Below are 22,648 nucleotides of genomic sequence, written 5' to 3' on the forward strand. Positions count from 1 at the left end.
GGAGGAGTCCATGCGCCTGACCGAGCAGCAGCGGTCGTACCTCGACGCCGTGCGTGCCGCGTGCGCCGAGCTCGTCCCGGACGAGGAGGCCCGCCGCCGCCTCTCCCGCGACGACACCGCGCTCAACGCACCCGAGGCCTTCGCGCTGTTCGCCGACCGGGGTCTGCTCGGGGTGTCGCTGCCCGTGGCCGACGGTGGCGGCGGACGGACGTTCACCGAGGAGTGCCTGCTCCTCGAGGAGACGGCGCGCGCGGGCGTGCCGCTCACGGCCTACTCGACGGCGTTGACCGCCGCGCAGAGCTACCTCAAGTGGGGCGACGCCGACCAGCGCCGGACCATCGTGACCTCGATCGTCTCCGGGCATGCCGAGTCGGTCACGTTCACCGAGCCCGAGGCGGGGTCGGACCTGGCGGCGGCGACGACCCGCGCCTCCCGGGACGGCGACGACTGGGTGCTCGACGGCCGCAAGACGTGGATCTCGTTCGCGCACCTGGCGCGCCACCTGCTCGTGCTCGCCCGGACGGACGACAGCGGTGTCCGGCACGACGGGCTGACGCTGTTCATGGTCCCCGCCGACGCCCCGGGTGTGACGGTGCGCCCGATCGAGACGATGGGCGCCCACATGGTGAACGACGTGTTCCTGTCGGGCGTGCGCGTGCCGTCGTCCGCGGTGGTGGGGACACGCGGTGAGGCGTGGCGACACATCGGCCGCGGCCTGGCGGTCGAGCGCGTCATCATCGCCGCCATGAGCGTCGGGGCGGCCCAGCGGGCGCTCGACCAGCTCGTCGCGCACGTCACGACGCGCGAGCAGTTCGGGGCGCCGCTGTCGCGGAAGCAGGCGGTGCGGCACCGCATCGCCGACCTCGCGTCCGACGTCGCGGTGTGTCGCGCGTACGTGTACGAGATCGCCGACCGTGTCGACGCGGGCGAGGAGGACCGGCTCAACACCGAGGCGTCGATGGCGAAGCTGCGCGCCACCGAGACGTACAAGCACACGACGCTCGAGGCCGTGCAGCTCATGGGTGGATCCGGGTACGGCTCGGCCGCGGGCATGGAGCAGCAGCTGCGGACCGCGGTCGCCACGACGATCTACGGCGGCGCGAACGAGGTGCAGCGCGAGATCATCGGGCGCGGGCTGGGACTCTGACCCGCGTCTCCGCGGCCGGCACGGGCCCTCGACCCGGGATCGGCGCTCGTCCTCGCCGTCCACAGGGCGGGCGTCGGTCGCGCGGTCCACAGGCCCGACCGGGAGGCCCGGAGCGGCTCCGCCACACGGCCAGGCTCGGTCCCATGACCGATCAGAACGCACTCGAAACGCTCCGTGACCGCCCCGTCCACACCGACGCGGACGTGCTCGCCCTCGTCCGGGCGTTGCTCCTGCCCGTCGTCCGCCGACAGTGCTGGCTGTTGTTCCTGGGCGAGGATGCCGTGCCGGTGCAGGTGCTCGTGCCCATCGACGACCTCCCCGCCGCTCCCGAGCCCGACGGCGTGGCGCAGTTCGCGCAGGCCATGGGCGAGATCGTGCCCGACGTCGGCGCCACCCAGGTGATCGTGGCGTGGGAACGGCCCGGCTCATCCGCACCCCGCGATCGCGACCGGGCGTGGGCCGAGGCCGTCACGGTCGCCTTCGCTCGAGCCGCGGTGCCGCTGCGCGCGCAGGTGCTCGTGTCCGACGACGGCGTGGCGCTCCTCCCGGCACTCGGCGCGGTCGCGGCATGACACCCCCGGTGGCGGCAGGATCCCTGCGGCTGCAGGCTGCAGGCTGCCGGGTGGCGGGAGGCGCCTCCCGGGCGGCGCGAGTAGACGGGGGCACATGGCCAGCACCCGCCCGAAGGGCCTGGTCCCGGTGGTCCCGGGACCCGGTCAGGAGTCCGTCTGGGACTACCCGCGCCCACCGCGGGTCGAGTCGACCGCCGAACACGTCGTGGTCCGGCTCGGCGGCGTCGTCGTCGCCGACACGCGGGATGCCGTCCGCGTGCTCGAGACGAGCCATCCACCCGTGTACTACCTCCCGCTGTCCGGGTTCGCCCCCGGCGCCCTCACCCCGGCGGAGGGCGTGAGCATGTGTGAGTTCAAGGGCCGGGCCGGATACCTCGACCTGCACGGGGGCGGCCGGACGGTGCCACGCGCGGCCTGGCGCTACCCGAGTCCCTGGGCCGGGTACGAGGTCCTCGCCGACCGGGTCGCCGTCTACCCGGGGGCCGTGGACGACTGCGAGGTCGACGGGGAACGGGTGGAGCCACAGCCGGGCGACTTCTACGGCGGCTGGGTGACGTCCCGCGTGGTGGGCCCGTTCAAGGGGGCCCCGGGCACGCTCGGGTGGTGACCGCCGGGGGCTACTGCGGCGCGACCTCGGGGACGTCCTCGCCGGTCAGGCGTTCGACGATCTGCACGGCCCCGGGCCAGTACCGGGCGTAGTGGTCCGGGTCGGCGTTCACCTGCACGGCGTGTGCGGCCTGGGTCGGGGTCATCGTCTTCCACCCCGGGATGCTCACGAGCTTCCGGAAGAACATCGTCGCTGCCGTGTACGGGTCCATGCGCTGGGCGTACGTCCCCCACGCGCCGTTGTCCCGCTGCTGGAACAGGCCCCTGCTGTCCGGACCGGCCGCGTCCCCGTGGTCGAGGTCCACGAGCCCGGACTCGCCCATTGCCGTCATCACCCCGACGGCCTGGGTGTGCGGGCCGATGCCGAGCGACTGGGCGGCCTCGATGACGTACGCGGCGTTGACGAGGCGGTCCTGACAGTAGCCCGCGACCGGACCCCGGGGGACCACCATGCCGCCGACGGTCTTCGCGGGCACCGCGGGGCACGTGATCGCCGTCGCCGTGGTCCCGGCACCGACGAGCCCGTGCAGGGAGTTCACCGCGATGACGACGAGCACCACGATCCCGATAGCCGCCGCGACGACGCCGGCGCCGAAGACCGAGACGACCCCGACGGCCACGCGACGTCCGAACCGGCCCGGGGCATCGCTGGTGCGCCGCGGTCGTCGGCGCGCCCGGGTCGAGCGGCCCGTGGTCCGGCGACCACCGGTCGCGCCGGCGCGAGCCGTGCTGCCCTGTCCCGTGCTGCGCTGTCCCGTGCTGCGCTGGCCCGTGCTGCGCTGGCCTGTGCGGTCGAGCACGGCGTCGCGGACGGGGCTGGGCGCGGTCGGGATCACGGGGCGGGCGGACCTTCCGGGAGCGGACGCGACGGGGTTCGGTCGCGGGCGGACGGGCATGACAGTAAGTGATCCTCCCGTGCGTCACCCGAAGCGACATGCCCCCGTCCGGGGCGACGTCACGATCGACGGCGGGGCCCACGCGCCCGGTAGCGTTGCCCCGGGAGGCTCGATGGACGACGACGTGCGTGATCGCGCGCTGGGGTCGGTGCTCGCCGCCGCATGCGGTGACGCCCTCGGCGCCGGCTACGAGTTCGGACCGCCGCTCGCCCAGGACGCGCCCGTGCGCATGCGGGGTGGCGGACCCACGGGTACCGCGCCGGGGGAATGGACCGACGACACCGCGATGGGGATCCCCGTGCTCGAGGCCCTCGCGCGCGGCGATCGCCTCGACGACGCCCGGACGCTCGGACGCATCGTGGCGGAGTGGGCCGACTGGGCGCAGGACGCCCCCGACGCCGGTGTCCAGACCCGCGCGGTGTTCGCCGAGCTCGACGCCAACACCGAGGCCGCTGCCCGCGCCGCCGCACTCGCGGTGCACCAGGCGAACGGCCGGTCCGCTGGCAACGGGTCGCTCATGCGGACCGGGCCCGTCGCGCTCGCGTACCTCGGAGACGGCACGAAGCGGGGACTCGCCGCGGCGGCCCGACGGGTCTCGGAACTGACGCACCACGAGGACGACGCCGGTGACGCCTGCGTGCTCTGGACGGCCGCGATCCGCCGCGCGGTCCGGAAGGGCCACGTCGACGTCCGGACGGGGATCCCGCTCCTGCCGCGGGCACGCCGCGCCCGGTGGCTCGCGCTCCTCGATGAGGCCGAGCAGTCGAACCCGGCGGACTTCGCCGACCGGAACGGCTGGGTCGTGGCGGCGCTCCAGGGGGCCGTCTCCGCCGTCACCCGCGGCAGCGACCTCGTCGACGTCCTCGAGCGCGCGGTCCGGGGCGGGAACGACACCGACACCGTCGCGGCGATCGCGGGCAGCCTCGCCGGCGCCCGGTACGGGGCGGGCGCCCTGCCCGATGAGTGGCTCGCGGTGGTGCACGGCTGGCCCGGCAAGCGCATCGACTGGCTCCGGACCCTGACCGCGCGGGCGCTCGCGACCACGCACTGACCGGCTCCCGGGGGACTCGGTGGACCGGTTCCGGTCGTCGTCCGGTGCCCGCTGCCGGGCCCTGCGACGGTGCCGGCGCGCGGGGTACGGGTCTCGTCCGCCGATCGTCCGACCACTGCCGGAACCCCACGCGCTATGGACGAGCTGTGAGCGGCAGGGTAGGGTCGCACCACCCGAACACGACCCCCGACCCGAAACGGGAGGTTCTGCCCATGCACGACGCCCACCCAGGCGCCGCGATGGTTCCGGACCGCGCTGCCCCGACGCGCACCGGAACCGACGAGGACACCACCATGTCCGAGCGCAGAGCGACCACGCTGTCCTCGACGACCGCCGGCGGCGCGCCTCGATCGTCCGTCGGTGCCGCGCCCGACGACCGACACCCCGCCGTCGCGATCGCGCCGCCGGCCGAGTCCTCGCGGCAGGGCGAGCTCATGCCCGAGCATTCCCTGCTCGAACGCTGGGCCCGCACCGCAGCCAGGTGGCCGGACGAGATCGCGCTGTCCGACGAGCACACGACGGTGACCTACCGGCAGGCCGACGAGATCAGCCGCGCCCTCGGCGCACTCCTCGACGAGCGCCTCCGGCCGGACGACCACAGCGCGGCCGGCGTCGGCCCCGTGCCCGGTGACGGGCCGGTGCCGGTCGGGATCATGGCCAGCCAGACGAGCGGCGGCGTGCTCGGCGTCCTCGGTCTCGCGTTCGCCGGCCGGCTGCTCGTCGTCCTCGACGCCCATCTGCCAGAGGCACGGATCCGGCACGTCATCGCGCTCGCGGGCATCACCGAGATCGTCGCGGACGAGGCGCACCGCGCGCTCGCGGCGACGCTCGTGGCGGGCCCGACCGCGGTCCTCCCGCTCGACCCGATGCTCGACGAGGCCCAGTCGATCGCCGCAGCGGGCGGGCCGATCCGGGTCGTGCCCGCCGCCCTCGAGCGCGGCGGCACGGACGGCTTCAACATCGTGTTCACGTCCGGCTCGACGGGCGCGCCGAAGGGCGTCGTGACGAGCCACCGAGCCATGCTCGCGGACGTCACCGGCTACCGCGAGCGCCTCGGGCTCGCTCCCGGCGAGCGCTCCGCCGTCGTGCTGCCCGTCGGGTTCGCCGCGGGGTTCGCCATGGCGTTCGGCACGATCCACTCGGGTGCCGAGGCGCACCTGCTCGACGCGCGTGACGCCGGGGTGCTCGGACTCGTCGACCGCATCGCGGAGCGCGGCATCACCGTGTTGCAGAGCACCCCGCACCTCGCCCGGACGATCGCCGACGCGCTCGGACCCGACGACGACCGGCTCCGCGGGCTCCGGGTGTTCGCCACCGTCGGTGAGGCCGTGACGGGGACCGACGTCGCGGCGGTACGACCGCTGTTCGGCCCGACGACGTCGTTCTTCAACTTCACCGGGTCGAGCGAGACCGCGTCGCTCGCCTTCAACGAGATCGCGCCGGGCGATCCGGTGCCCGAGGGGAGCATCCCGGCGGGCGAGCCGGCGTTCGACAAGGAGATCCGGATCCTCCGCGAGGACGGCACCACCGCGGCGGTCGGCGAGACCGGCCAGTTGCTGTGCGTGTCCGACGCGGTGACCCCGGGGTACTGGGGCGCGTACGAGCAGACGGCACTCCATGCCGGGATCGCCGAGGACGGCCGGGCCACCTGGAAGCAGGGCGACCTCGCGCGGATCGACGAGGACGGCAAACTCACGCTCCTCGGTCGGGCCGACGACGCGGTCAAGGTCCGCGGGTACCTCGTCGAGCCGAGCGAGATCGAGGCCGCCATCCGCCGCATCGACACGGTCCAGGAGGCCGTGGTCACCGCGATCGTGCAACCCGGGGCATCCACGCGCCTCGTCGCCTACGTCGTCGGTCGAGCCGGGCGGCGCACGGCGTCGCCCGCTGCGATCCGACGTGCCCTGCGCGCCGAACTCCCCGCCTACATGGTGCCCGGGACGATCGTGCCGATGGTGGCGCTGCCGCGGAACGAGCGCGGCAAGGTCGACCGCGCCGAGCTCCCGCCGCCCCCGGCCGCCGGGACCGGAGACGACGCCGGTGGGGGCGACGGCGCGGTCGCCACGATGGACGAGACCACCCACGACCAGTGGGAACTCGCCGTCGGGCAGATCTGGGCCGAGGTCCTCGGCCTGCCCGCCGTCGCGCCGGAGGACGACTTCGCGTCGCTCGGCGGGGACTCCCTGGCCGCGGAGGAGATGCTCGCCGCCGTGTCCGACCGGATCGGAGTCGAGGTGCGGTCCGCCGAGATCCTCGAGCATCCGACCCTGGCGGACTTCGCGCGGCGGGTCCGTGCCGGGACCAGAGCCGTGCCGAGCCACCCCGACGTCGTCAAGCTGACGAGTGGCGGCGGTGCGCCCGTGTTCTGCTTCCCCGGTGCCGGCGCCCTCGGCCTGACGTTCGTGCCCCTGGCCCGGCACCTGGCCGACCACGACGTGTACGTGTTCCAGCAGCACGGCCTCGAGCGGCGCAGTCTGCCGGACTGGAGCGTCCCCGCGGCGGCGCGTCGGTTCATCGAACTCATGCGCGTGGTCCAGCCGCACGGCCCGTACCGGCTCATCGGGCACTCGCTCGGCGGCCTGATCGCCCTCGAGATCGCGACGACCCTCGCCGAGAACGGGGAGACCGTCGAGCACGTCGTGCTCCTGGACACCTACCTGCCGCGGAGCACGGCGGAGCAGGGCGCGCTCGAGTTCGCCCGACTGCCGGAGCGCGAGCACGGGTCGCGGGTGCTCAACGCGGTGCGCCGCGGCGCGGAACAACAGCTCCGCAGGGTCCTGCCGGGTGGACTCCCGCAGGTCAAGCGGGTGTCCCGCCGGCTCCGCGCCTACACGGCCGGGGTCGTCCGGTACCGGGGACAGGACCACTTCGACGCGTTCTTCGACCAGGCCTCGGTGATGGTCCGCCGGCACCGGGTGCGCCCGTACGACGGCAGGGTCACGTTCGTGTTCGCCGACGGCAACCCGGACGGGCCGGACTCGTGGCGCCCCTACCTGCGCGGCGAGATGCGGTTCCCCCGGCTCGCGAGCGAACACAGTTCCCTGCTCCGCGAACCCCACGTCACCGAACTCGCGGCGATGCTCCACGACGTCACGGGGATCTGACCGCACGGTCACGGCACCGGCGGCGGGGATACGATCCCGGGCATGGAAACGCCCGAGGAGCCGTACGACTTCGCCGACCAGAACGCCAAGCTCATCGTCCTCGAGGCGCTGTGCTACGACCTCGACGTCCTCGAACCGTACGCGGGTGCGGCGCACGAGGACGCCGAGGACGAGGACGAGGTCGTCGAGGGCTCCGGGCAGCTCGCCCGCGAGTACTACGAGGACCTCGAGGTCCTGCCCTCGCAGCTCGCGCTGGTGACGCAGCTGACCGTCGACGGGGACCTCCAGATCTACGGCGACGTCGATCCCGACTGGAGCGGGGACGACGACCGCCACGACCCGCTGACGTGGAGCGACATCGTGGAGTTGCCGGCGCTCGAGACCGTGTGGACGTCCGCGCCGTTGCCCGCGCACGTCGACGCCGAGCTCCGGGCCAAGGGCGTGACGATCGAGACCACGTAGGTCGGCGGTGTCGGGGGTGTCCGGCAGGGTGTCGGCATGAGCGGCATCGACACGTGGATCCAGGTCGTCGGGACCGTCGTCGCGCTGCTCGGCGTGGTCGTGTCGTGGGTGTACACCGCGCGGCAGCAGCAGCGTGACGCCCGGACCGCCGAGCGCGCCCGTCGAGCTGCCGAGCAGGACCGGCTCGCCGCCGCCGCGAGCGCCGAACGGGCCGAGCGCACCTCGGCGCTGTCCATCGACACCCTCGAGCGCATCGCCGGCGCGCTCGAACGCCTGGCACGACCGAGTGGGGGTCCGCCGTCCACGCCCGCTCCGTCGGACGCCGACCGGGAGGCCCGTGCCGCGTCGGTCCCTCCGGCTCCGTCCGTCTCGTGGCGGATCGCGTCGGCGCCGGACGGCGGTGCCGTCCTCCGGAACACCGGCACGGCGAGCGCGTTCGACGTGCGTCTGACGGCGGACCCGACCATGCCGATCGTCGTGTCCGAGCCGCCGGCGGACCTCGCCGCGGGGGAGTCCCTCGCGTTCCGGGCCGTGCCCGACGCCGCGACGCGGGACCGGACCTTGACGGTGACGTGGCGGGCGACACCGGACGGGCCGACGTCCCGATGGCGGTACCCGTTCCTCCCGGCCGACGGTGCGAGCGGAGGCGACGTGTCCGCGAGCCGTCCCGCGCCCTGATCCGCGCCGGCTCAGCGGACGGCTGCGGAGAACGCGGCGAGCTGGTCCGTGAACTGTCGTGCGCCGCCCTGGGCGGGGTGGCGGACGGCGACCGCGTCGATGCCGGCGGTGGCGAGCGCTCCCTGGGCCTTCCGCCCCACGGCGACGACGTCGTCGATGCGGAGCGCCTCGAGCAGCGCGAGCGTCGCGGGAGCGCCGGCTCGGACCTCGGCCGGTCGGGGCGTCCGGTTCGTGCGTCGGTCGGGCGCGGCGAACGGGTGGTGCGGGTACACCGGCCACGCGACGGGCAACGGCCCCGCCCAGTCCCGGAGCGCGGCCCAGACCACCCGCGAGGAGGCCTCCCACGGCGCGGTCGGCTCCGGCGGTCGCGCGAAGCCGTCACCCTCGGCGGCCCCGGTCACGATCCCCGGGCGCGCGTCGAGTTCCCGCACGCTGACGAACGGCAGGCCCGTGTTCGTCATGCCCCGCCAGCCGGGGGCCTCGGCGACGAGCAGCACGGTCGATCCGGCGTCGGCGAGCAGGCGCAGGTACCGGTCGAGGTTGCCGCGTCGGAGCGTGCCCTCCGCCGACGCGTCGTACAACGCCTCGGCGTCGTCGGGCACCGGGACCGCGTCGAGCGCCGACCAGAACGCGGCGAGGTCGAGGGGCATGTCCCCATCCTGCCGCTCGCACCATCGGCCGAGCACGACCGTCGCGGTCCTTGACGTCCGACCGCGAGCCCGAATACGGTGCTGCCGCGCGCTGACACGAGCACGACGAACCCGGCCGCACCGCCGCGGCTGAATCCGGAAGGACCCCCGATGCCTCAGGACGACCCCCGCGGCCCGGCCGAGACGGAGCACATCCGCGTCGGCGACCAGAGCGTTCGGCACCGTCGCGAGTTCGACGCTCCAGCGAGCGCCGTGCAACGCGCCCACACCGATCCCGAGCGCTTCGTCCGGTGGATGGGGCCCCACGGCACCACCGTCCGGCTCGACCGGTTCGACGCGGTGACCGGCGGTGCGTTCCGCTACGTCGTCGAGGCGGCGAACGGCGCCGGCTGGGCCTTCCGTGGCTCGTACCACGAGGTCGTACCCGGTCGCATCGTCCACACGTGGGAGTACGAGGGCGAGATCGGGGTGACGCTCGAGACCCTGCGGTTCGTGGACCTCGAGGGCGGGCGATCCGCGCTCGAGATCACCTCGACCCACGCCTCGAAGGAGGCCTGCGACGCCGTCCTCGCGAGCGGGATCGACGCCGGGATGGACGAGGACTTCGAGCGGATCGACGAGCTCCTCGCCGGTCAGGGGTAGCACGGGCCGTCCGCGGTCAGTCCTCGCAGGCCGTGCCGTCGCCGTCGCGGTCGAGCTGGCGCGAGTACCCCGGGTCGCCGACGTGGAGCGGTGCCGCACCGGCTGCCCGGACCGCCGCACAGTTCGCGAAGCTCGGTGCTGGCGTCGGACCGGCAGGTGTCGCAGCCTGCGCTCCGGGAGCCGCAGGAGTCGCCGGAGCCGGGGCGACGGCGGCGGCGCTCGACCCGCTTCCGGCGGCCGTGCCTCCCGGTCGGGCCGAGAACGCCGTGCGGACCGCGGGCTGCATCGGGCAGGTCGCCAGGATCCGGGCGATCGCGTCGTGTTCGGCTGGGGTGACCCAGAGTCCGTACGCGGCCTTCACCGCGACCTGCCGGGCCACGTAGGAGCACCGGAACGCGACGACGTGCGGCAGCCATGTGGCGGCATCACCGGACCCCTTCTGCTCGTTCGACGGCCCGTCGACCGCCAGGAGGTTGCCCGGGTCGTTCGCCAGGTCCTCCCGAGCCTCCTGGTCGAGCTGCTGCGCCCCCGTCTGCCAGGCGTCCTCGAGCGCCACGACGTGGTCGATCTGCACGGCGGCCGAGGTCGTCGCGCCGCGCGTGAACCGGATCGCCGCTCCCGTGTAGGGCGACACGAGGGTGCCGGACAGCACCCGGCAGCCTCCCGGGCGCTCGACGTCCGTGAGATCGCGCGCCAGGACGTCGTCGCGGGTGTCACATCCGTCGTGGTCGCGGTCGAGCCAGGCGGTGCCGAAGTCGCCGACGCGGTCGTACCCGGTCGCCGCGGCGCGGCCCTTGACGGGCAGCGTCGCCAGGAGGGCGACGGCGGTGCCCGTCGCCGCCGTGGAGGGGGTGTCGGCGGCACCCGGCGCGGTCCCCGCGCTCGCGGCAGCGCTCACGCTCACCGCGCCGGGGCCGGCAGCAGCGGTGCCCGCCCCGCCGATGCCGCCGGTGCCGGACCCGGGAGGCACGCCGCCGTTCACCGCCGAGCACGCGGTCAGCAGGCACAGGGTCCCGGTGACGAGCGCCGCCCGAACGGCTCGCCGGAGCACGCCGCTCACGCGGACGCGGAGCGCCGGCGCTCCTCGACGCGCGCGATCACCGACCGGTAGGTCTCGACGAGTCCCTCGGCGGACCGCTCCCAGCTGAGCCGCTCCGCGCGCTCCCGCCCCGCCGCGGCGAGCTGGTCCGCGAGCGCCGGATCGGTCAGGACGGTCGCGATGACGCCCGCCCAGACGTCCGGGTCGCGCGACTCCACGACGATGCCGGTCTCACCGTCCACGACCGCCTCGCGCAGGCCACCCGCGGCGGCGGCGACCACCGGCACGCCGGACGCGGAGCCCTCGAGCGCGACGAGACCGTACGTCTCGGAGTGCGACGGCACGAGCACGAGTCCCGCGTTGCGGAACAGCATCGCCAGGTCCGGGCGCGACTGCGGACCGACGAACCGGACCCGGTCCCCGATGCCGAGTCGATCCGCGAGCGCGCGGAGCTCCTCGACGTATCCGGTCGCCTCGCTCGACGCATCGCCCGCGATCACCAGGTCCGGCCGAACGGCCTCGGGAACGGCGGCGACCGCGGCGATCGCCAGGTCGAGGCCCTTGAGGGGCTGCACCCGAGCGGCCGCGACGACGTAGCGGGGGCGGTCGTGGGCGGCGGCGCGGGTCGCGGCGCTCGCCGGACGGAACACCGAGCCGTCGACACCGGGTGGCACGATGACCACCCGCTCCGCTGCGGCGCCGAGCCGGGAGCGGACGGTGTCGGCCTCGGCCTCGCTGATCGCGACGACGGCGTCCGACTCGCGCGCCAGGAACGCCTCGCCCTCCATCCGGCCCGCCGACTCGGGGCGCTCGCCCTCGGACAGCGGAGTCGCTGCGTCGGCGGCGATCGAGTGGAAGGACTGCACGTGGGGGACCCCGCGCTCCCGAGCCACCGGCAGCGCGGCCATGCCGGAGAACCAGTGGTGCGCGTGGAACACGTCGTACGGGCCGAGCTCCGCCAGTCCCGCCCGGAACGGCTCGATGAAGGCGTCGTGTTCGCCCTTCGGGACCGGCTGTGCGGGCCCGGCCGACAGGAAGCGGAGGCACACGCCCGCGACGATCTCGACGGAGTCCGGCTGCGTCGGTGACGACCGGCGGGTGACGATCTCGACCCGATGCCCGAGGTCCGCGAGCGCCTCGGCCTGGTGTCGCACGACGACGTTCATCCCACCGACCTCGCCGGAACCGGGCTCGTCCCCGGGGGAGGTGTGCAGCGACACGAGCGCGATCCGGAGCGGGGTGGCGGGGGTGTCGATCACCGAGTCAGCCTACTGGCGAGCGGCATCACGCCCCGCCCCGCTTCCCACCTCATCGAGATCGCAGTCGTTGCCGCTTCGATCCCCATTGAAGCGACACCGGCTGCGATCTCGTGACCCTCGTACGGGGGGTGGTTGCGGTCGTTGCCGCTTCGACCGGACCCGGAGCGACACCTTCTGCCATCTCGCGGGAGGACCGAGCGGACGCGGGGCAGGGCGAGCGGGCCGCGGTCGGCCTGGGGCTGCGCTCAGTCCTGACGCGAGTACCCGTGGAGGTCCTCCTGGGTCCCGTTGACCCACAGTCGCCAGCCGTCGGGCGTGGTCACGAGGACGGTCCGGTTGTATGCCTCGTCGACCACGTCCGCCTCGTACCCGCCGGCGCGGAGACGTGCGGCGAGTGCGTCGAGGTCGCCGCGGTGCTCGAACGACAGCTCGGTGCGGCCGTCCTCCCCGTGGTGCAGGGCCGCGAGGCCGCCGTCGTCCGCGGTGAAGTCCGCCCATCCGCCGCCGTCGGCCGCGATCCGGGGTCGGAGGCCCACCGCACGGAACACGCGTGCGGCGTCCGCGACCGACGACGCGTACCGGATGGGCATGACGCTGGTCGCGCCGCCGGCGGCTGCACGGTCCGCGGTGGTGATGGTGACGGGAGCACCGGCGACGTCGACGGCGAGCAGCTCCCCGCCGTCGGCGAGCGTGGTGGTCCGGACCGCGACTCCGGTGCCCTCGAGCGAGCGCCGCACTGCCGGGAGGTCCGCCACCACCACCTGCAGATCGACCCGTCCGTCGTCGGCCGACCCGTCATCGACGCCGCGGATGGCGAGGACCCCGTCGCCGTCGAACTCCGTCCAGTCGTCGTCGGCGGGGGCATCGTGCCGTCGGAGCCCGAGCGCCGTCGCGAGGTCGTGCCACGCGGCGGGGTGGGCGGTGTCCAGGATGCTGCGGACGGTCGTCATGGCCGTTCCCCCTCCGTCGGGGCGGTCTCGTCCCCCGACAGGTACGTGGACATCACGTGTTCGACGAGCGACGAGAGCGAGACCCCCTCGTCGATGGCGCGGTGCTTGAGCTCGCGGACGAGTTCGGCCGGCAGGTACACGTTGAACTGCACCTTGCTGCCGTTATTGGCTACCATGCTAGCAATCTAGACCGAGACGACCCGGGTGTCCATGGTGCCGGTCGGGCGACGGCGACCGAGGCCCGCCGGCGCCGGCCCCCCGACTCGATGGAAGCGGTCTGGACGGGCGGGACCGGACCGACGCCGGTGTGCGGGCCGGTGCCGCGCCTCCCGGCCGGTCGGCGTAGGTTGCACGGATGGCGAGCAAGGCGACGATGCTGACGGTGCCCGGACCGGACGGCGACCGCGAGGTCCGGATCTCGAGCCCCGACCGCGTGCTGTGGCCGCAGCTCGGGCTGACGAAGCTCGACCTCGCGCACTATCTCGTCGCCGTGGGGGACGCGTTCGTGCGCGCGAACGGGGACCGGCCGGTGTCGCTCCAGCGGTTCCCCGAGGGCGTCGACGGCGAGCAGTTCTTCTCGAAGAACCCGCCGAAGGGCGCGCCCGACTACGTGCGCGCCGTGACCGTGACCTACCCGAGCGCCCGCGCACACCCGCAGATGGTCATCGACGAGCCCGCCGCGGCGGTGTGGGCGGCGCAGATGAACACCGTCGTGTTCCACCCCTGGGCGTCACGGGCCGAGCGGAGCGACCACCCGGACCAGCTGCGGATCGACCTCGACCCGCAGCCGGGCACCGACTTCCACGACGCCGTCCCCGCCGCGCTCGAGCTGCGGAAGGTCCTCGACGAAGCGGGGTTGACCGCGTGGATCAAGACCTCGGGGAACCGCGGCCTGCACGTGTACGCGCCGATCGAGCCCGAATGGGAGTTCCTCGACGTGCGGCACGCGGTGATCGCCGCCGCCCGCGAACTCGAACGGCGGATGCCGGAGCAGGTGACGACCGCGTGGTGGAAGGAAGAGCGCGGCGAGCGGATCTTCGTCGACTTCAACCAGGCGAACCGGGATCGGACGATCGCCGGTGCCTACAGCCCCCGAGCACTCCCGCACGCGTCCGTCTCGACCCCGCTCCGATGGGAGGAACTGTCGGAGACCGACCCGCGGACACACACGGTGCGCTCGATCCCGGAGCGACTCCGCACCGTCGGTGACCCGTGGGAGGACATGCACGCGCAGCCCGCCCGCATCGACGCGCTGCTGGCGTGGTGGGAGCGGGACCTCGCCGACGGTCTGGGCGAGATGCCGTTCCCGCCCGACTACCCGAAGATGCCGGGGGAGCCGCCTCGCGTCCAGCCGTCGCGGGCGCGCAAGCAACAGGCCTGACGCGCCCCGGCCGAGACCGCAGAACGCGCCGCGTCTCCGCGCCGAGAATGCAGAACGCGCCGCTGCACCCGGAGGTGAGCGGCGCGATGTGCGATCTGGGCTGCGGTGCCGATCGGTTCCTACAGGCCGAGCACTGCCTCGTCGCGGGCGGTGCGCCCGTCCTCGGTGCGCTTGGTCTGCGTCGGGAGGCCCGCGCTCGCCGTGTGGAGGCGGGTCAAGCGCGACCACGTCCCGCGGTGCGCGTCGCTGATGCCGTCGATGCCGTTCATGCTGCCATTCCTTCCGTGCCGAAGAGCGTGGTCATGTGCTCGATGAGGTGCTGCTTCGCGAGGTCGAGCGTCGCGAAGTCCCCGACGTAGCGCCCGAAGGTGTCCATCGCGTAGTGGTGCGCGCCGTGCTGGTCGATGGTGCCGCCGAAGTACCCGGCGTGCGTCGCGACCCAGAGGCCCTCGTCCGCGAGGGCCCAGGTGGTCGTCGGTGCCGGAGCGGCGGCGCGCTCGATGAGCGGCGTGACGATGGCGGGGGCGTTCACGCGCCGAGCCCGAGGGTGACGAGCGCGAGGCTCGCGACGGTGACGCTGACGATGCCGGTCGCGCTGGCGACGAGTGCGCGCTGGTGCCGCGCCTCCCGGATCTCCGTGAACGGGCTGCGCTGCGCCGTGTGACGGACGGGGAGGAGATGCGTGCTCATGGTGGTCCTGTTCTCGAAGGGCAGTGCCCAGGAACTCGTTCGGTTCGGAGACTATCTCCGACCTGGAACAACTGTGGCACGGAGTTACTAGTTCGCCTAACTATGGAGGAGAACTGTGCGGAATTCGGACAGTCGGTTTGTTTCCCCGGCGCCGGGCGACACGGTGGGCACTGATCGGCGTCCTCGACCCGCTGATCGTCGCATCGCTGGGTGAACCGTGCACCTCCGCAGGGGGACAGCCGCGTGAACGGGACAGTCCGGTCGGGAACCGCGGGTCAGGGTGGCCAGGCGACCCAGAGCGTCCATATCGCGATCGGCTGGACCGCGATGCCGACGACCAACGTCGCCGTCGCGCGACGCGGTGAGGCGGACAGCGCAGGGGTGCCGAGCACCGGGGACAGCGGCAGCAACATGCGGAAGGTGCTCTGCTGCGGCAGGAACACCGCGACGAGGTACGCGACGTACGCGACGACGAACGCCCCGATCCCGACGCCGAGTGCACGACTCCGGAACGCCAGACACCAGCCGACGGCGACGAGGAGCAGTGCGACGATCGGCACGCCCCAGCCGCCGACGAGCCGTTCCGCGAACAGGAACCACGGCGTCAGCGGGCGGAACACCGCGGCGGCGTCCCCGATGTAGTCCCGCCACCAGGCGGTCTCCGTGGCCACGTAGCCGTCGCCGCGGCCGGTGACGAGCGTCACGACGACCGGCCACGCGAGTCCTGCCGCCGCGGTCACGAGACCGGACGCGACCACCGCGAGGTGCGTCCGGAGCGGCAGCGGCCGTCGACGCACGAGTGACGCCACCCACACCGCCGCGAGGGCGACCGGCACCGCGAGGGCACCGGGGTGCGTGAACGCCGCGGCCACCCCGAACGGCATCGCCACGAGCGGCCGGCCCCGGAGCACCGCCAGGAGTGCGGCGAACACGAGCGCGAGGAACAGGGACTCGGCGTACGCGACCTGGAACAGGAACCCGAGCGGTCCGAACGCGAAGAACAGCGCGCCCCACATCGCCGGACGGCTGCCGAACCGCTCCGCGAGCAGCCGGTGCAGGACGACCGTGGCCGCGCCGCCCGCCACCACCGACACGGTCACCGCGGCCGGTGCGTATCCGAGCGAGGTCATCGACATGAGCGCGCGCACCACGGCCGGGTACGCCGGGAGGAACGCCCACACGCTCTTCTGCACCGCACCGCCCGTCACGGGCAGGTCCGACGGGTAGCCATGCAGGGCGATCCGCCGGTACCAGGCGCCGTCCCAGGCCGTGAGGAACCCGCCGAACCCGCCTGGGGCCCGGAGGGTCGCGTGTGCGTCGTGGACGCCGCCGCTCACGATCCAGGCGGTGAGCAGCAGGCCGGTCGCGAGCACCCGCGACACCGCGTAGCCGCCGAGCACGACGAGGGTCGCCGCGCCCGGACGCGGGATCGTGAGCCGTCCGGGCGCGCGGTCGGACCACAGGCCGTCGCGGCCACGCGGTCGTCCCCGCTCGACGAGGTCCCAGGCACCCACGGGATCAGCGCAGCACGCTGCTGAGGTCGTAGGCGATCGGCTGCTCGAGCTGCTCGAAGGTGCAGGACCGCGCGTTCCGGTCGGGCCGCCACCGGTCGAACTGCACCGTGTGGCGGAACCGGTCGCCCTCCATCTGGTCGTACCGCACCTCGACGACGCGCTCCGGCTCGAGCTCGACGAACGAGGTGTCGCGCCCCGAGGCGAACCGGCTGCGTTCGGTGGCGCCGGTGACAGGCCTCCCGTCCGCGTCCCGCCGGACCAGCGGATCCAGCTCGGTGACGAGTTCCCGCCGTCGGGCGTCGGAGAAGGCGGAGACGCCGCCGACCATCCGCAGCTCGCCGTCCGCGTCGTACAGGCCGAGCAGCAGGGACCCCACGCCCTCGCCCGACTTGTGGACGCGGTAGCCGACCACGACGACGTCGGCGGTGCGGTGGTGCTTCGCCTTGAGCATCGTGCGCTTGTTCGGCGCGTACGGCCCGGCGAGGGGCTTCGCGACGACACCGTCGAGTCCCGCCCCCTCGAACTCGACCAGCCAGCGGCGGGCTTCCTCGACGTCGAGCGTGCGCTGGGACACGAACAGCGGGTCCTCGAACGCGCGACCGAGTTCCTCGAGTGCGACGCGGCGCTCGGCGAACGGCAGGTCCCGCAGGTCCCGGTCCTCGAACGCGAGCAGGTCGAACGCCACGAAGGCAGCGGGGGTCTCGACCGAGAGCTTCCGGATCCGGGACGCGGCGGGGTGGATCCGCTGCGTCAGGGCGTCCCAGTCCAGCCGCTCCGCGCCCGGTTCGCCGGTCCGCACGACGATCTCGCCGTCGAGCACGCACGGCCCCGGCAGCTGGTCGCGGAACACCGCCACGAGCTCCGGGAAGTACCGGGTGAGCGTCTTCGACCCGCGGCTGCCGATCTCGACGTCCGTGCCGTCGTGGTAGACGATCCCGCGGAAGCCGTCCCACTTCGGCTCGTAGCTGAGGCCCCCGGGCACGGCGTCCGCGGCGGGGACGTCCGGGACGGCCTTGGCGAGCATCGGGGCGACGGGGTCCGCGGCGGTGGGGAGGGCCATCGACCCATCCAACGCCCCGCGGCCGGGAGGCTGCCGTCAGCGTCGACGGGCGTCGGCGGCGCTGACGGCCGTCGACGGCGCTGACGGCCGTGGCGGAGCCGTCAGTCCTGGGAGGACGTCACACCGCGCTGCTCCTCGGCGAGCATCGACGCGATCCGGTCGCGCAGCACGTTCTTGCGGACCTTGCCGACCGGGGTCATCGGGAGCTCGTCGATCACCACGAGACGCTCCGGCAGCTTCTGCACGGCGATCTGCTTGCTCCGGAGGAAGTCGGTCAGGTCGGACAACGAGGGCTCGTCGTGACCGGGGGCGACCACCACGAAGGCGCACGAGCGCTCGCCGAGCCGCGGGTCCGGCATCGCGACGACGGCGACGGTGCGGACCGCGGGGTGCTCGCCGAGCAGGTCCTCGACCTCGCGCGACGAGATGTTGATGCCGCCGCGGATGATGATGTCCTTGATGCGGCCGCTCACCCGCACGAAGCCGTCCGCGTCCATCACGCCCAGATCACCCGAGCGCGAGAACCCGTCGGGCGTGAACAGCGCGGCGGTCTGCTCCGGATCGCGGTAGTACCCGAGCATGTGGGACGGGCCCTGGTACGCGATGTCGCCGCTCGTGCAGGCGGGGACCTCGACGCCGTCCTCGTCGACCACCTTCACGACGGAGTCCGCGAGGGCCCGGCCGTCCGAGAGCACGGACTTCTCGGGGGCGTCCTCGGGTGCGCACAACGCGGTCGTCATGTTCTCGCTCCGCCCGTAGAGGCTGAGGATCTGGCACGACGGGAACATCGCGCGCGCGGACTGCACGACGGCACCCGGGATCGGCGCGCCGGCACACACCCAGTACCGCATCGAGCTGAGGTCGTGGCGCTCCGGGTCGAACGCCTCCATCACGGTCGTCAGGAACGTCGTCGACGTCACGGTGATCGTGCAGCCGTACTCGCGGATGCGCTCGATGCCCTCGTCCGGCGCCCAGACGGGCATGAAGTGGGTGCCGCCCCCCACCATGAGCGGCATGAGGAGGCCCGTGATGAGCCCGGTGGAGTGGCTCACGGGCGACGGGTTGAACATCACGTCGCCCTCGTCGACGTGCAGGCGCTCGTTGAGCAGGCGTGCGGCCGCGTGGATGGTGTTGAAGGTGTGGAAGCAGCCCTTCGGGCGGCTCGTGGTGCCCGAGGTGTAGACGACGAGGCAGCCATCGTCGGGGCCCGCGGTGTCACCGAGCGACGCGTCGAGCTCGTCGAGGTCGCCCTCGGCCGCCAGCGACGCGAGGTCGATCGCGCCGTCGAGCGCGTCCGGGTACTCGGCCCGGGCGACGACGACGTGGTCGAGGGTCGGGATCCGGTCCTTGAGCGCGGTGAACATGGCGAGGTGGTCGAAGCGGTGGAACACGTGCGGGCCGATCACGACCTTCGCCTCGGAGTGCTCGAGGACGTAGCCGACCTCGTCGTGCCGGAAGATCGGCATCGTGGGGACGAGGATCGCACCGAGCCGCGAGAGCGCGACGACGATCGTGGCGAACTCCGCCCAGTTCGGCATCTGCACGACGACGCGGTCGCCCCGTCCCACACCGAGGCCGCGCAGGCCGACGGCGAGGCGGATGGCGTCCTCGCGGAGCTGCCCGTACGTCAGCGTGAGCGTGCCGTCGGTGACGAACGTCCGCTCCGGGTGGGCGTCGGCACGGTCGCGGACGATGTCGATGAGGACCCCGTCCTGCCAGTCGCCGTTCGCGTAGTACCGCTCGACCTGTTCCGCCGTGTAGTTCCCGAGGGCGCTGCTCGCTGACATCGTGCTCCTGTTCCAACGTGGTACCGCTGCTGGTTCGGAGACGGGTCGGGTCCGGATCGGGTTCGCACGGGACGCTCGGTCGTGGTCCGGCTCATCTTCGGCCGTTCGTCAGGCTAACAGCAGGGTGCGCCAATGTCCGACGGCCCTAGACTCGCCTGCGACGCGGGGTGCCTCCATCGAGCGAGGCTGAGAACAGACCCGTCGAACCTGATCTGGTTAGTACCAGCGAAGGGACGTCATCCGTGGCATCTCCATCTGTCCCACTCGACCCGTCGGCGCTCGCAGCGGCGTTGGACGGTCTCCGCGACCGCCCACCACTCGTGCAGTGCCTGACGAACATCGTCGTCGCACAGTGGACGGCGAACGTGCTGCTCGCGGTCGGCGCCGCGCCCGCCATGGTCGACAACCCGCACGAGGCCGGGCCGTTCGCCGGGGCCGCGGGCGGCGTGCTCGTGAACCTCGGCACCCCGCAGGAGCCGACCGTCGAGGCGATGACGGCGGCGGTGCTCAGCGCCGCGGAGCACGGGACGCCGTGGGTCCTCGACCCGGTCGCCGCGGGCGGGCTGGGATGGCGCACGGGCGTCGCCATGGACCTGCTCGAGCACCGGCCCTCCATCGTGCGTGGGAACGCATCGGAGATCATGGCGCTCGCGGGCGGCGCGGGCGGCAAGGGCGTGGACGCGACCGACAGTCCGGAGGCGGCGCTCGGGTCGGCGGAGGAGGTCGCCTGCCGCTTCCACACGGTCGTCGCGGTGAGCGGACCCACCGACCACCTCACGGACGGCGACCGGACCGTCCGACTCCGTAACGGGCACCCCTGGATGACGCAGGTCACCGGGGTCGGCTGCGCACTGGGGGCGCTGATGGCCGCGTTCGCGGCGACGGGATCCGAACCGCTGCTCGCCGCGTCCGCGGCGACGGCGGTGCTCACCGTGGCCGCGGAGCAGGCCGCCCCGCTCAGCCGCGGGCCGGGCACCTTCGCCGTGCAGTTGCTCGACCAGCTCGCCTCGATCACGTCGGCCGAGGTCGCGGACCGGGTCCGGCTCGTATGAGCGCCTCCCGGTCGTCCGACCTGTCCCTCTACCTCGTCACCGACACGCGGATGTGCGGGGCGAGAGGTGTCGCCGACACCGTCCAGGAGGCCGTGGGTGCCGGCGTCACGGCCGTGCAGCTCCGAGACCACGATGCATCCGACGACGAGTTCGTCGCGATGGGCCGCGCGGTCGTCGCCGCCGCCGGCGGGCGGGTCCCCGTGCTCGTCGACGACCGGGTCGCACTCGTGCGCGCCATCGGAGCCGACGGCGCGCACGTGGGGCAGTCCAACCTGCACCCGGTGCTGGCACGACGTCTGCTCGGACCGAGCGCACTCATCGGGCTCTCCGCCCAGACCGTCGCCCACGTGCACGCGGCGGAGGCGATGGGGCCGGGCGTCATCGACTACCTCGGCGTCGGTCCGGTGTGGCCGCAGAGCACCAAGCCGGACGCCGCCGAGCCCTGCGGACTCGACGGATTGCGTGCCGTGGTCGATGCCAGCCCCTGGCCGTGCGTCGCCATCGGCGGTGTCGACGTCGCCCGTGCGCCGTCCGTCCGGGCCAGCGGTGCGGCGGGGATGGCCGTGGTCAGTGCGATCTGCGGCCGCCCCGACGTCGCGGCAGCCACGTCCGCGCTCAGAGCTGCCTGGGGGAGTGGTGCCCGATGAGGCCACCGGTCGCCCTGAGCATCGCCGGCAGTGACCCGTCCGGCGGGGCGGGGATCCAGGCGGACCTGAAGACCTTCAGCGCGCTCGGCGCGTACGGAACGACCGTTCTGACCGCCTTGACCGCGCAGAGCACCACCGGTGTGTACGGCGTGCACGAGGTGCCCTCGTCCTTCGTCGCCGAGCAGCTGCGTGTGCTCACCGACGACGTCCGCGTCGACGCGGTGAAGATCGGCATGCTCGCCACCGCCGGGACCATCGACGTGGTCGCCGCGTTCCTCCGGATGCCACCGTGCGACGTCGTCGTGCTCGACCCGGTGATGGTCGCCACGAGCGGTGACCTCCTGCTCCGTCCCGACGCGGTCCACGCCATGACGGAGCTCCTGCCGCTCGTCTCGCTCGTCACGCCGAACATCCCGGAGGCCGCGGCGCTGCTCGCGACGGCGCCCGCCACGTCCGTCGACGCGATGCGCGACCAGGCACGCGAACTCGTGCGCCGCGGTGCTCGTCGCGTGCTCCTCAAGGGCGGACACCTCGACACCGGAGACGAGGTCGTCGACGTCCTCGCCGGTGCGTCGGGGGTCGAGTGCCTCCGGAGCCCGAGGATCCCGACGGAGAACACCCACGGCACGGGGTGCAGCCTGTCCTCGGCGGTCGCGGCACTGCGGCCGCGACGGGGTTCGTGGGCGGAGGCGGTCCGTGACGGCCGGTCCTGGCTGCAGGACGCGCTCGCGGGCGCCGACGTGCTCGACGTCGGACAGGGCCACGGCCCTGTCCACCACTTCGTGCGCCTGTGGGACGAGCGATGAGCTTCACGGACGAGGTCTGGGAGACCGTGGCGCCGATCCGCGATGCGGTGGACGCGCTCCCGTTCCTCGTGGCGCTCGAGCGCGGTTCCCTCCCGAGGGCGACGTTCCTCCACTACCTCGAGCAGGACGCGGCGTACCTGGGGGCGTACGCGAGGGTCCTGGCCGCCGCGGCGACTCGAGCCGACGACGCCGCTGACCTCGCCTTCTGGAGCAACGCCGCCGCGAACGCGGTCGCCGTCGAGCGGCAGCTGCACGCCTCGCACGGTGTGGACGGCTCCTCGGTGGCCCCGTCACCGACCTGCGTCGCGTACACGTCGTACCTGCTGTCGCTCACGGCGTCGTCGTCGTACCCGGTCATCGTCGCGGGTGTGCTGCCGTGCTTCTGGCTCTACGACGACGTCGGACGCCGGTTGCGGCACCGCGTGGGCGACCTCGACGGCCATCCGTACGGGGACTGGATCGGGACCTACGGGGATCCGGGCTTCACCGCGGTCACCGCCGAGGCCCGCGATGTGGTCGACCGTGCCGCGGATGCAGCCTCCGCCCACCAGGTCGAGCAGATGCGACAGGCGTTCACCACGGCGTCGCGCTACGAGTGGATGTTCTGGGACGCCGCCTGGCGACACGAGGTGTGGCCGGTGTGACGGGCGTCGCG

25 protein-coding genes and 1 riboswitch are annotated in these 22,648 nt (G+C 73.5%); of the genes, 13 read left to right on the forward strand and 12 right to left on the reverse strand.

The features are described 5' to 3' along the window. Nucleotides 1–10 precede the first annotated feature (10 nt). The 3 genes from DEI94_RS05765 (at nt 11) to DEI94_RS05775 (ending at nt 2,326) form a co-directional block, all read left to right on the forward strand. Entirely contained in the window at nt 11–1,147 is a 1,137-nt protein-coding gene (locus tag DEI94_RS05765) for an acyl-CoA dehydrogenase family protein (protein ID WP_111026833.1), read from the forward strand. A gap of 143 nt (nt 1,148–1,290) precedes the next feature. Further along, complete coding sequence (locus DEI94_RS05770; protein ID WP_111012686.1) at nt 1,291–1,719, forward strand: hypothetical protein; 429 nt, start codon at nt 1,291–1,293, stop codon at nt 1,717–1,719. Between the two features lie 94 nt (nt 1,720–1,813). After that, nucleotides 1,814–2,326 carry a DUF427 domain-containing protein gene (locus DEI94_RS05775; RefSeq protein WP_111008565.1) on the forward strand — a complete coding sequence of 171 codons (513 nt, stop codon included), beginning with the start codon at nt 1,814–1,816 and terminating at the stop codon, nt 2,324–2,326. Between the two features lie 10 nt (nt 2,327–2,336). On the opposite strand, the gene DEI94_RS05780 is transcribed toward DEI94_RS05775, so the two are convergent. Further along, nucleotides 2,337–2,945, reverse strand: a complete 609-nt coding sequence (locus DEI94_RS05780) for a hypothetical protein (RefSeq protein ID WP_146244367.1) — start codon at nt 2,943–2,945, stop codon at nt 2,337–2,339. Nucleotides 2,946–3,333: 388 nt separating this feature from the next. Between DEI94_RS05780 and DEI94_RS05785 the strand changes: the two genes are divergently transcribed. The 4 genes from DEI94_RS05785 (at nt 3,334) to DEI94_RS05800 (ending at nt 8,516) form a co-directional block, all read left to right on the forward strand. Continuing rightward, nucleotides 3,334–4,272 (forward strand): ADP-ribosylglycohydrolase family protein, encoded by a 939-nt coding sequence (locus DEI94_RS05785; RefSeq protein ID WP_111008567.1) that lies wholly within the window; start codon nt 3,334–3,336, stop codon nt 4,270–4,272. Between the two features lie 293 nt (nt 4,273–4,565). Continuing rightward, nucleotides 4,566–7,376 carry an AMP-binding protein gene (locus DEI94_RS05790; RefSeq protein WP_181441816.1) on the forward strand — a complete coding sequence of 937 codons (2,811 nt, stop codon included), beginning with the start codon at nt 4,566–4,568 and terminating at the stop codon, nt 7,374–7,376. A 42-nt stretch (nt 7,377–7,418) separates the two neighbouring features. Continuing rightward, nucleotides 7,419–7,838, forward strand: coding sequence for a DUF6892 domain-containing protein (locus tag DEI94_RS05795; RefSeq protein ID WP_111008569.1), 420 nt, complete (start codon nt 7,419–7,421; stop codon nt 7,836–7,838). Nucleotides 7,839–7,874: 36 nt separating this feature from the next. Continuing rightward, the gene (locus tag DEI94_RS05800; protein ID WP_111026836.1) at nt 7,875–8,516 is read left to right on the forward strand and encodes a hypothetical protein; all 642 of its coding nucleotides are present in this window, start codon (nt 7,875–7,877) and stop codon (nt 8,514–8,516) included. 11 nt (nt 8,517–8,527) lie between these two features. On the opposite strand, the gene DEI94_RS05805 is transcribed toward DEI94_RS05800, so the two are convergent. Beyond that, the gene (locus tag DEI94_RS05805; RefSeq protein WP_111026837.1) at nt 8,528–9,166 is read right to left on the reverse strand and encodes a uracil-DNA glycosylase; all 639 of its coding nucleotides are present in this window, start codon (nt 9,164–9,166) and stop codon (nt 8,528–8,530) included. Nucleotides 9,167–9,316: 150 nt separating this feature from the next. On the opposite strand from DEI94_RS05805, the gene DEI94_RS05810 reads away from it, so the two are divergent. Beyond that, on the forward strand, nt 9,317–9,808 hold the full coding sequence (locus tag DEI94_RS05810; protein ID WP_111026838.1) for an SRPBCC domain-containing protein: 492 nt from the start codon (nt 9,317–9,319) through the stop codon (nt 9,806–9,808). A gap of 16 nt (nt 9,809–9,824) precedes the next feature. Here the strand turns inward: DEI94_RS05810 and DEI94_RS05815 are convergent, their stop codons facing one another. The 4 genes from DEI94_RS05815 to DEI94_RS05830 all read right to left on the reverse strand — a co-directional run bounded on the left by DEI94_RS05815 (nt 9,825) and on the right by DEI94_RS05830 (nt 13,232). Then, nucleotides 9,825–10,868: a GmrSD restriction endonuclease domain-containing protein gene (locus tag DEI94_RS05815; RefSeq protein ID WP_258378013.1), complete on the reverse strand. Its 1,044-nt coding sequence runs from the start codon at nt 10,866–10,868 to the stop codon at nt 9,825–9,827. Then, nucleotides 10,865–12,106, reverse strand: coding sequence for a glycosyltransferase (locus tag DEI94_RS05820; protein ID WP_258378014.1), 1,242 nt, complete (start codon nt 12,104–12,106; stop codon nt 10,865–10,867). The genes DEI94_RS05815 and DEI94_RS05820 overlap by 4 nt, the downstream gene beginning before the upstream one ends. 245 nt (nt 12,107–12,351) lie before the next feature. Next, nucleotides 12,352–13,056 carry a hypothetical protein gene (locus DEI94_RS05825; RefSeq protein ID WP_111026840.1) on the reverse strand — a complete coding sequence of 235 codons (705 nt, stop codon included), beginning with the start codon at nt 13,054–13,056 and terminating at the stop codon, nt 12,352–12,354. Further along, on the reverse strand, nt 13,053–13,232 hold the full coding sequence (locus tag DEI94_RS05830; protein ID WP_111026841.1) for a ribbon-helix-helix domain-containing protein: 180 nt from the start codon (nt 13,230–13,232) through the stop codon (nt 13,053–13,055). Before DEI94_RS05830 ends, DEI94_RS05825 begins: the two co-directional genes overlap by 4 nt. A gap of 179 nt (nt 13,233–13,411) precedes the next feature. Between DEI94_RS05830 and ligD the strand changes: the two genes are divergently transcribed. Next, nucleotides 13,412–14,437 (forward strand): non-homologous end-joining DNA ligase, encoded by a 1,026-nt coding sequence (gene ligD / locus DEI94_RS05835; protein WP_111026842.1) that lies wholly within the window; start codon nt 13,412–13,414, stop codon nt 14,435–14,437. A gap of 119 nt (nt 14,438–14,556) precedes the next feature. Here the strand turns inward: ligD and DEI94_RS05840 are convergent, their stop codons facing one another. The 6 genes from DEI94_RS05840 to DEI94_RS05865 form a co-directional block, all read right to left on the reverse strand. Further along, entirely contained in the window at nt 14,557–14,706 is a 150-nt protein-coding gene (locus tag DEI94_RS05840; RefSeq protein ID WP_181441817.1) for a hypothetical protein, read from the reverse strand. Then, nucleotides 14,703–14,969, reverse strand: coding sequence for a hypothetical protein (locus DEI94_RS05845; RefSeq protein ID WP_111026843.1), 267 nt, complete (start codon nt 14,967–14,969; stop codon nt 14,703–14,705). Before DEI94_RS05845 ends, DEI94_RS05840 begins: the two co-directional genes overlap by 4 nt. After that, complete coding sequence (locus DEI94_RS05850) at nt 14,966–15,127, reverse strand: hypothetical protein (RefSeq protein WP_181441818.1); 162 nt, start codon at nt 15,125–15,127, stop codon at nt 14,966–14,968. Before DEI94_RS05850 ends, DEI94_RS05845 begins: the two co-directional genes overlap by 4 nt. A gap of 275 nt (nt 15,128–15,402) precedes the next feature. Next, complete coding sequence (locus tag DEI94_RS05855) at nt 15,403–16,641, reverse strand: putative hexosyltransferase (protein WP_111026844.1); 1,239 nt, start codon at nt 16,639–16,641, stop codon at nt 15,403–15,405. Nucleotides 16,642–16,645: 4 nt separating this feature from the next. Further along, entirely contained in the window at nt 16,646–17,701 is a 1,056-nt protein-coding gene (locus tag DEI94_RS05860; RefSeq protein ID WP_111012673.1) for an ATP-dependent DNA ligase, read from the reverse strand. A 101-nt stretch (nt 17,702–17,802) separates the two neighbouring features. After that, on the reverse strand, nt 17,803–19,488 hold the full coding sequence (locus DEI94_RS05865) for an AMP-binding protein (protein WP_111026845.1): 1,686 nt from the start codon (nt 19,486–19,488) through the stop codon (nt 17,803–17,805). A gap of 153 nt (nt 19,489–19,641) precedes the next feature. Then, a riboswitch (TPP riboswitch) is annotated at nt 19,642–19,739 on the forward strand. Here DEI94_RS05865 and thiM point away from each other — a divergent pair. The 4 genes from thiM to DEI94_RS05885 all read left to right on the forward strand — a co-directional run bounded on the left by thiM (nt 19,731) and on the right by DEI94_RS05885 (nt 22,637). Continuing rightward, nucleotides 19,731–20,540: a hydroxyethylthiazole kinase gene (thiM, locus tag DEI94_RS05870; protein WP_111026869.1), complete on the forward strand. Its 810-nt coding sequence runs from the start codon at nt 19,731–19,733 to the stop codon at nt 20,538–20,540. It overlaps the preceding riboswitch by 9 nt. Then, complete coding sequence (gene thiE, locus DEI94_RS05875; protein WP_111026846.1) at nt 20,537–21,187, forward strand: thiamine phosphate synthase; 651 nt, start codon at nt 20,537–20,539, stop codon at nt 21,185–21,187. The genes thiM and thiE overlap by 4 nt, the downstream gene beginning before the upstream one ends. Continuing rightward, nucleotides 21,184–21,993 carry a bifunctional hydroxymethylpyrimidine kinase/phosphomethylpyrimidine kinase gene (gene thiD / locus DEI94_RS05880; protein ID WP_111026847.1) on the forward strand — a complete coding sequence of 270 codons (810 nt, stop codon included), beginning with the start codon at nt 21,184–21,186 and terminating at the stop codon, nt 21,991–21,993. Before thiE ends, thiD begins: the two co-directional genes overlap by 4 nt. Next, nucleotides 21,990–22,637, forward strand: coding sequence for a TenA family protein (locus DEI94_RS05885; protein WP_111026848.1), 648 nt, complete (start codon nt 21,990–21,992; stop codon nt 22,635–22,637). Before thiD ends, DEI94_RS05885 begins: the two co-directional genes overlap by 4 nt. Nucleotides 22,638–22,648: the final 11 nt, after the last annotated feature.

The sequence above is a fragment of the Curtobacterium sp. MCBD17_040 genome (assembly GCF_003234805.2).
Lineage (GTDB): Bacteria > Actinomycetota > Actinomycetes > Actinomycetales > Microbacteriaceae > Curtobacterium.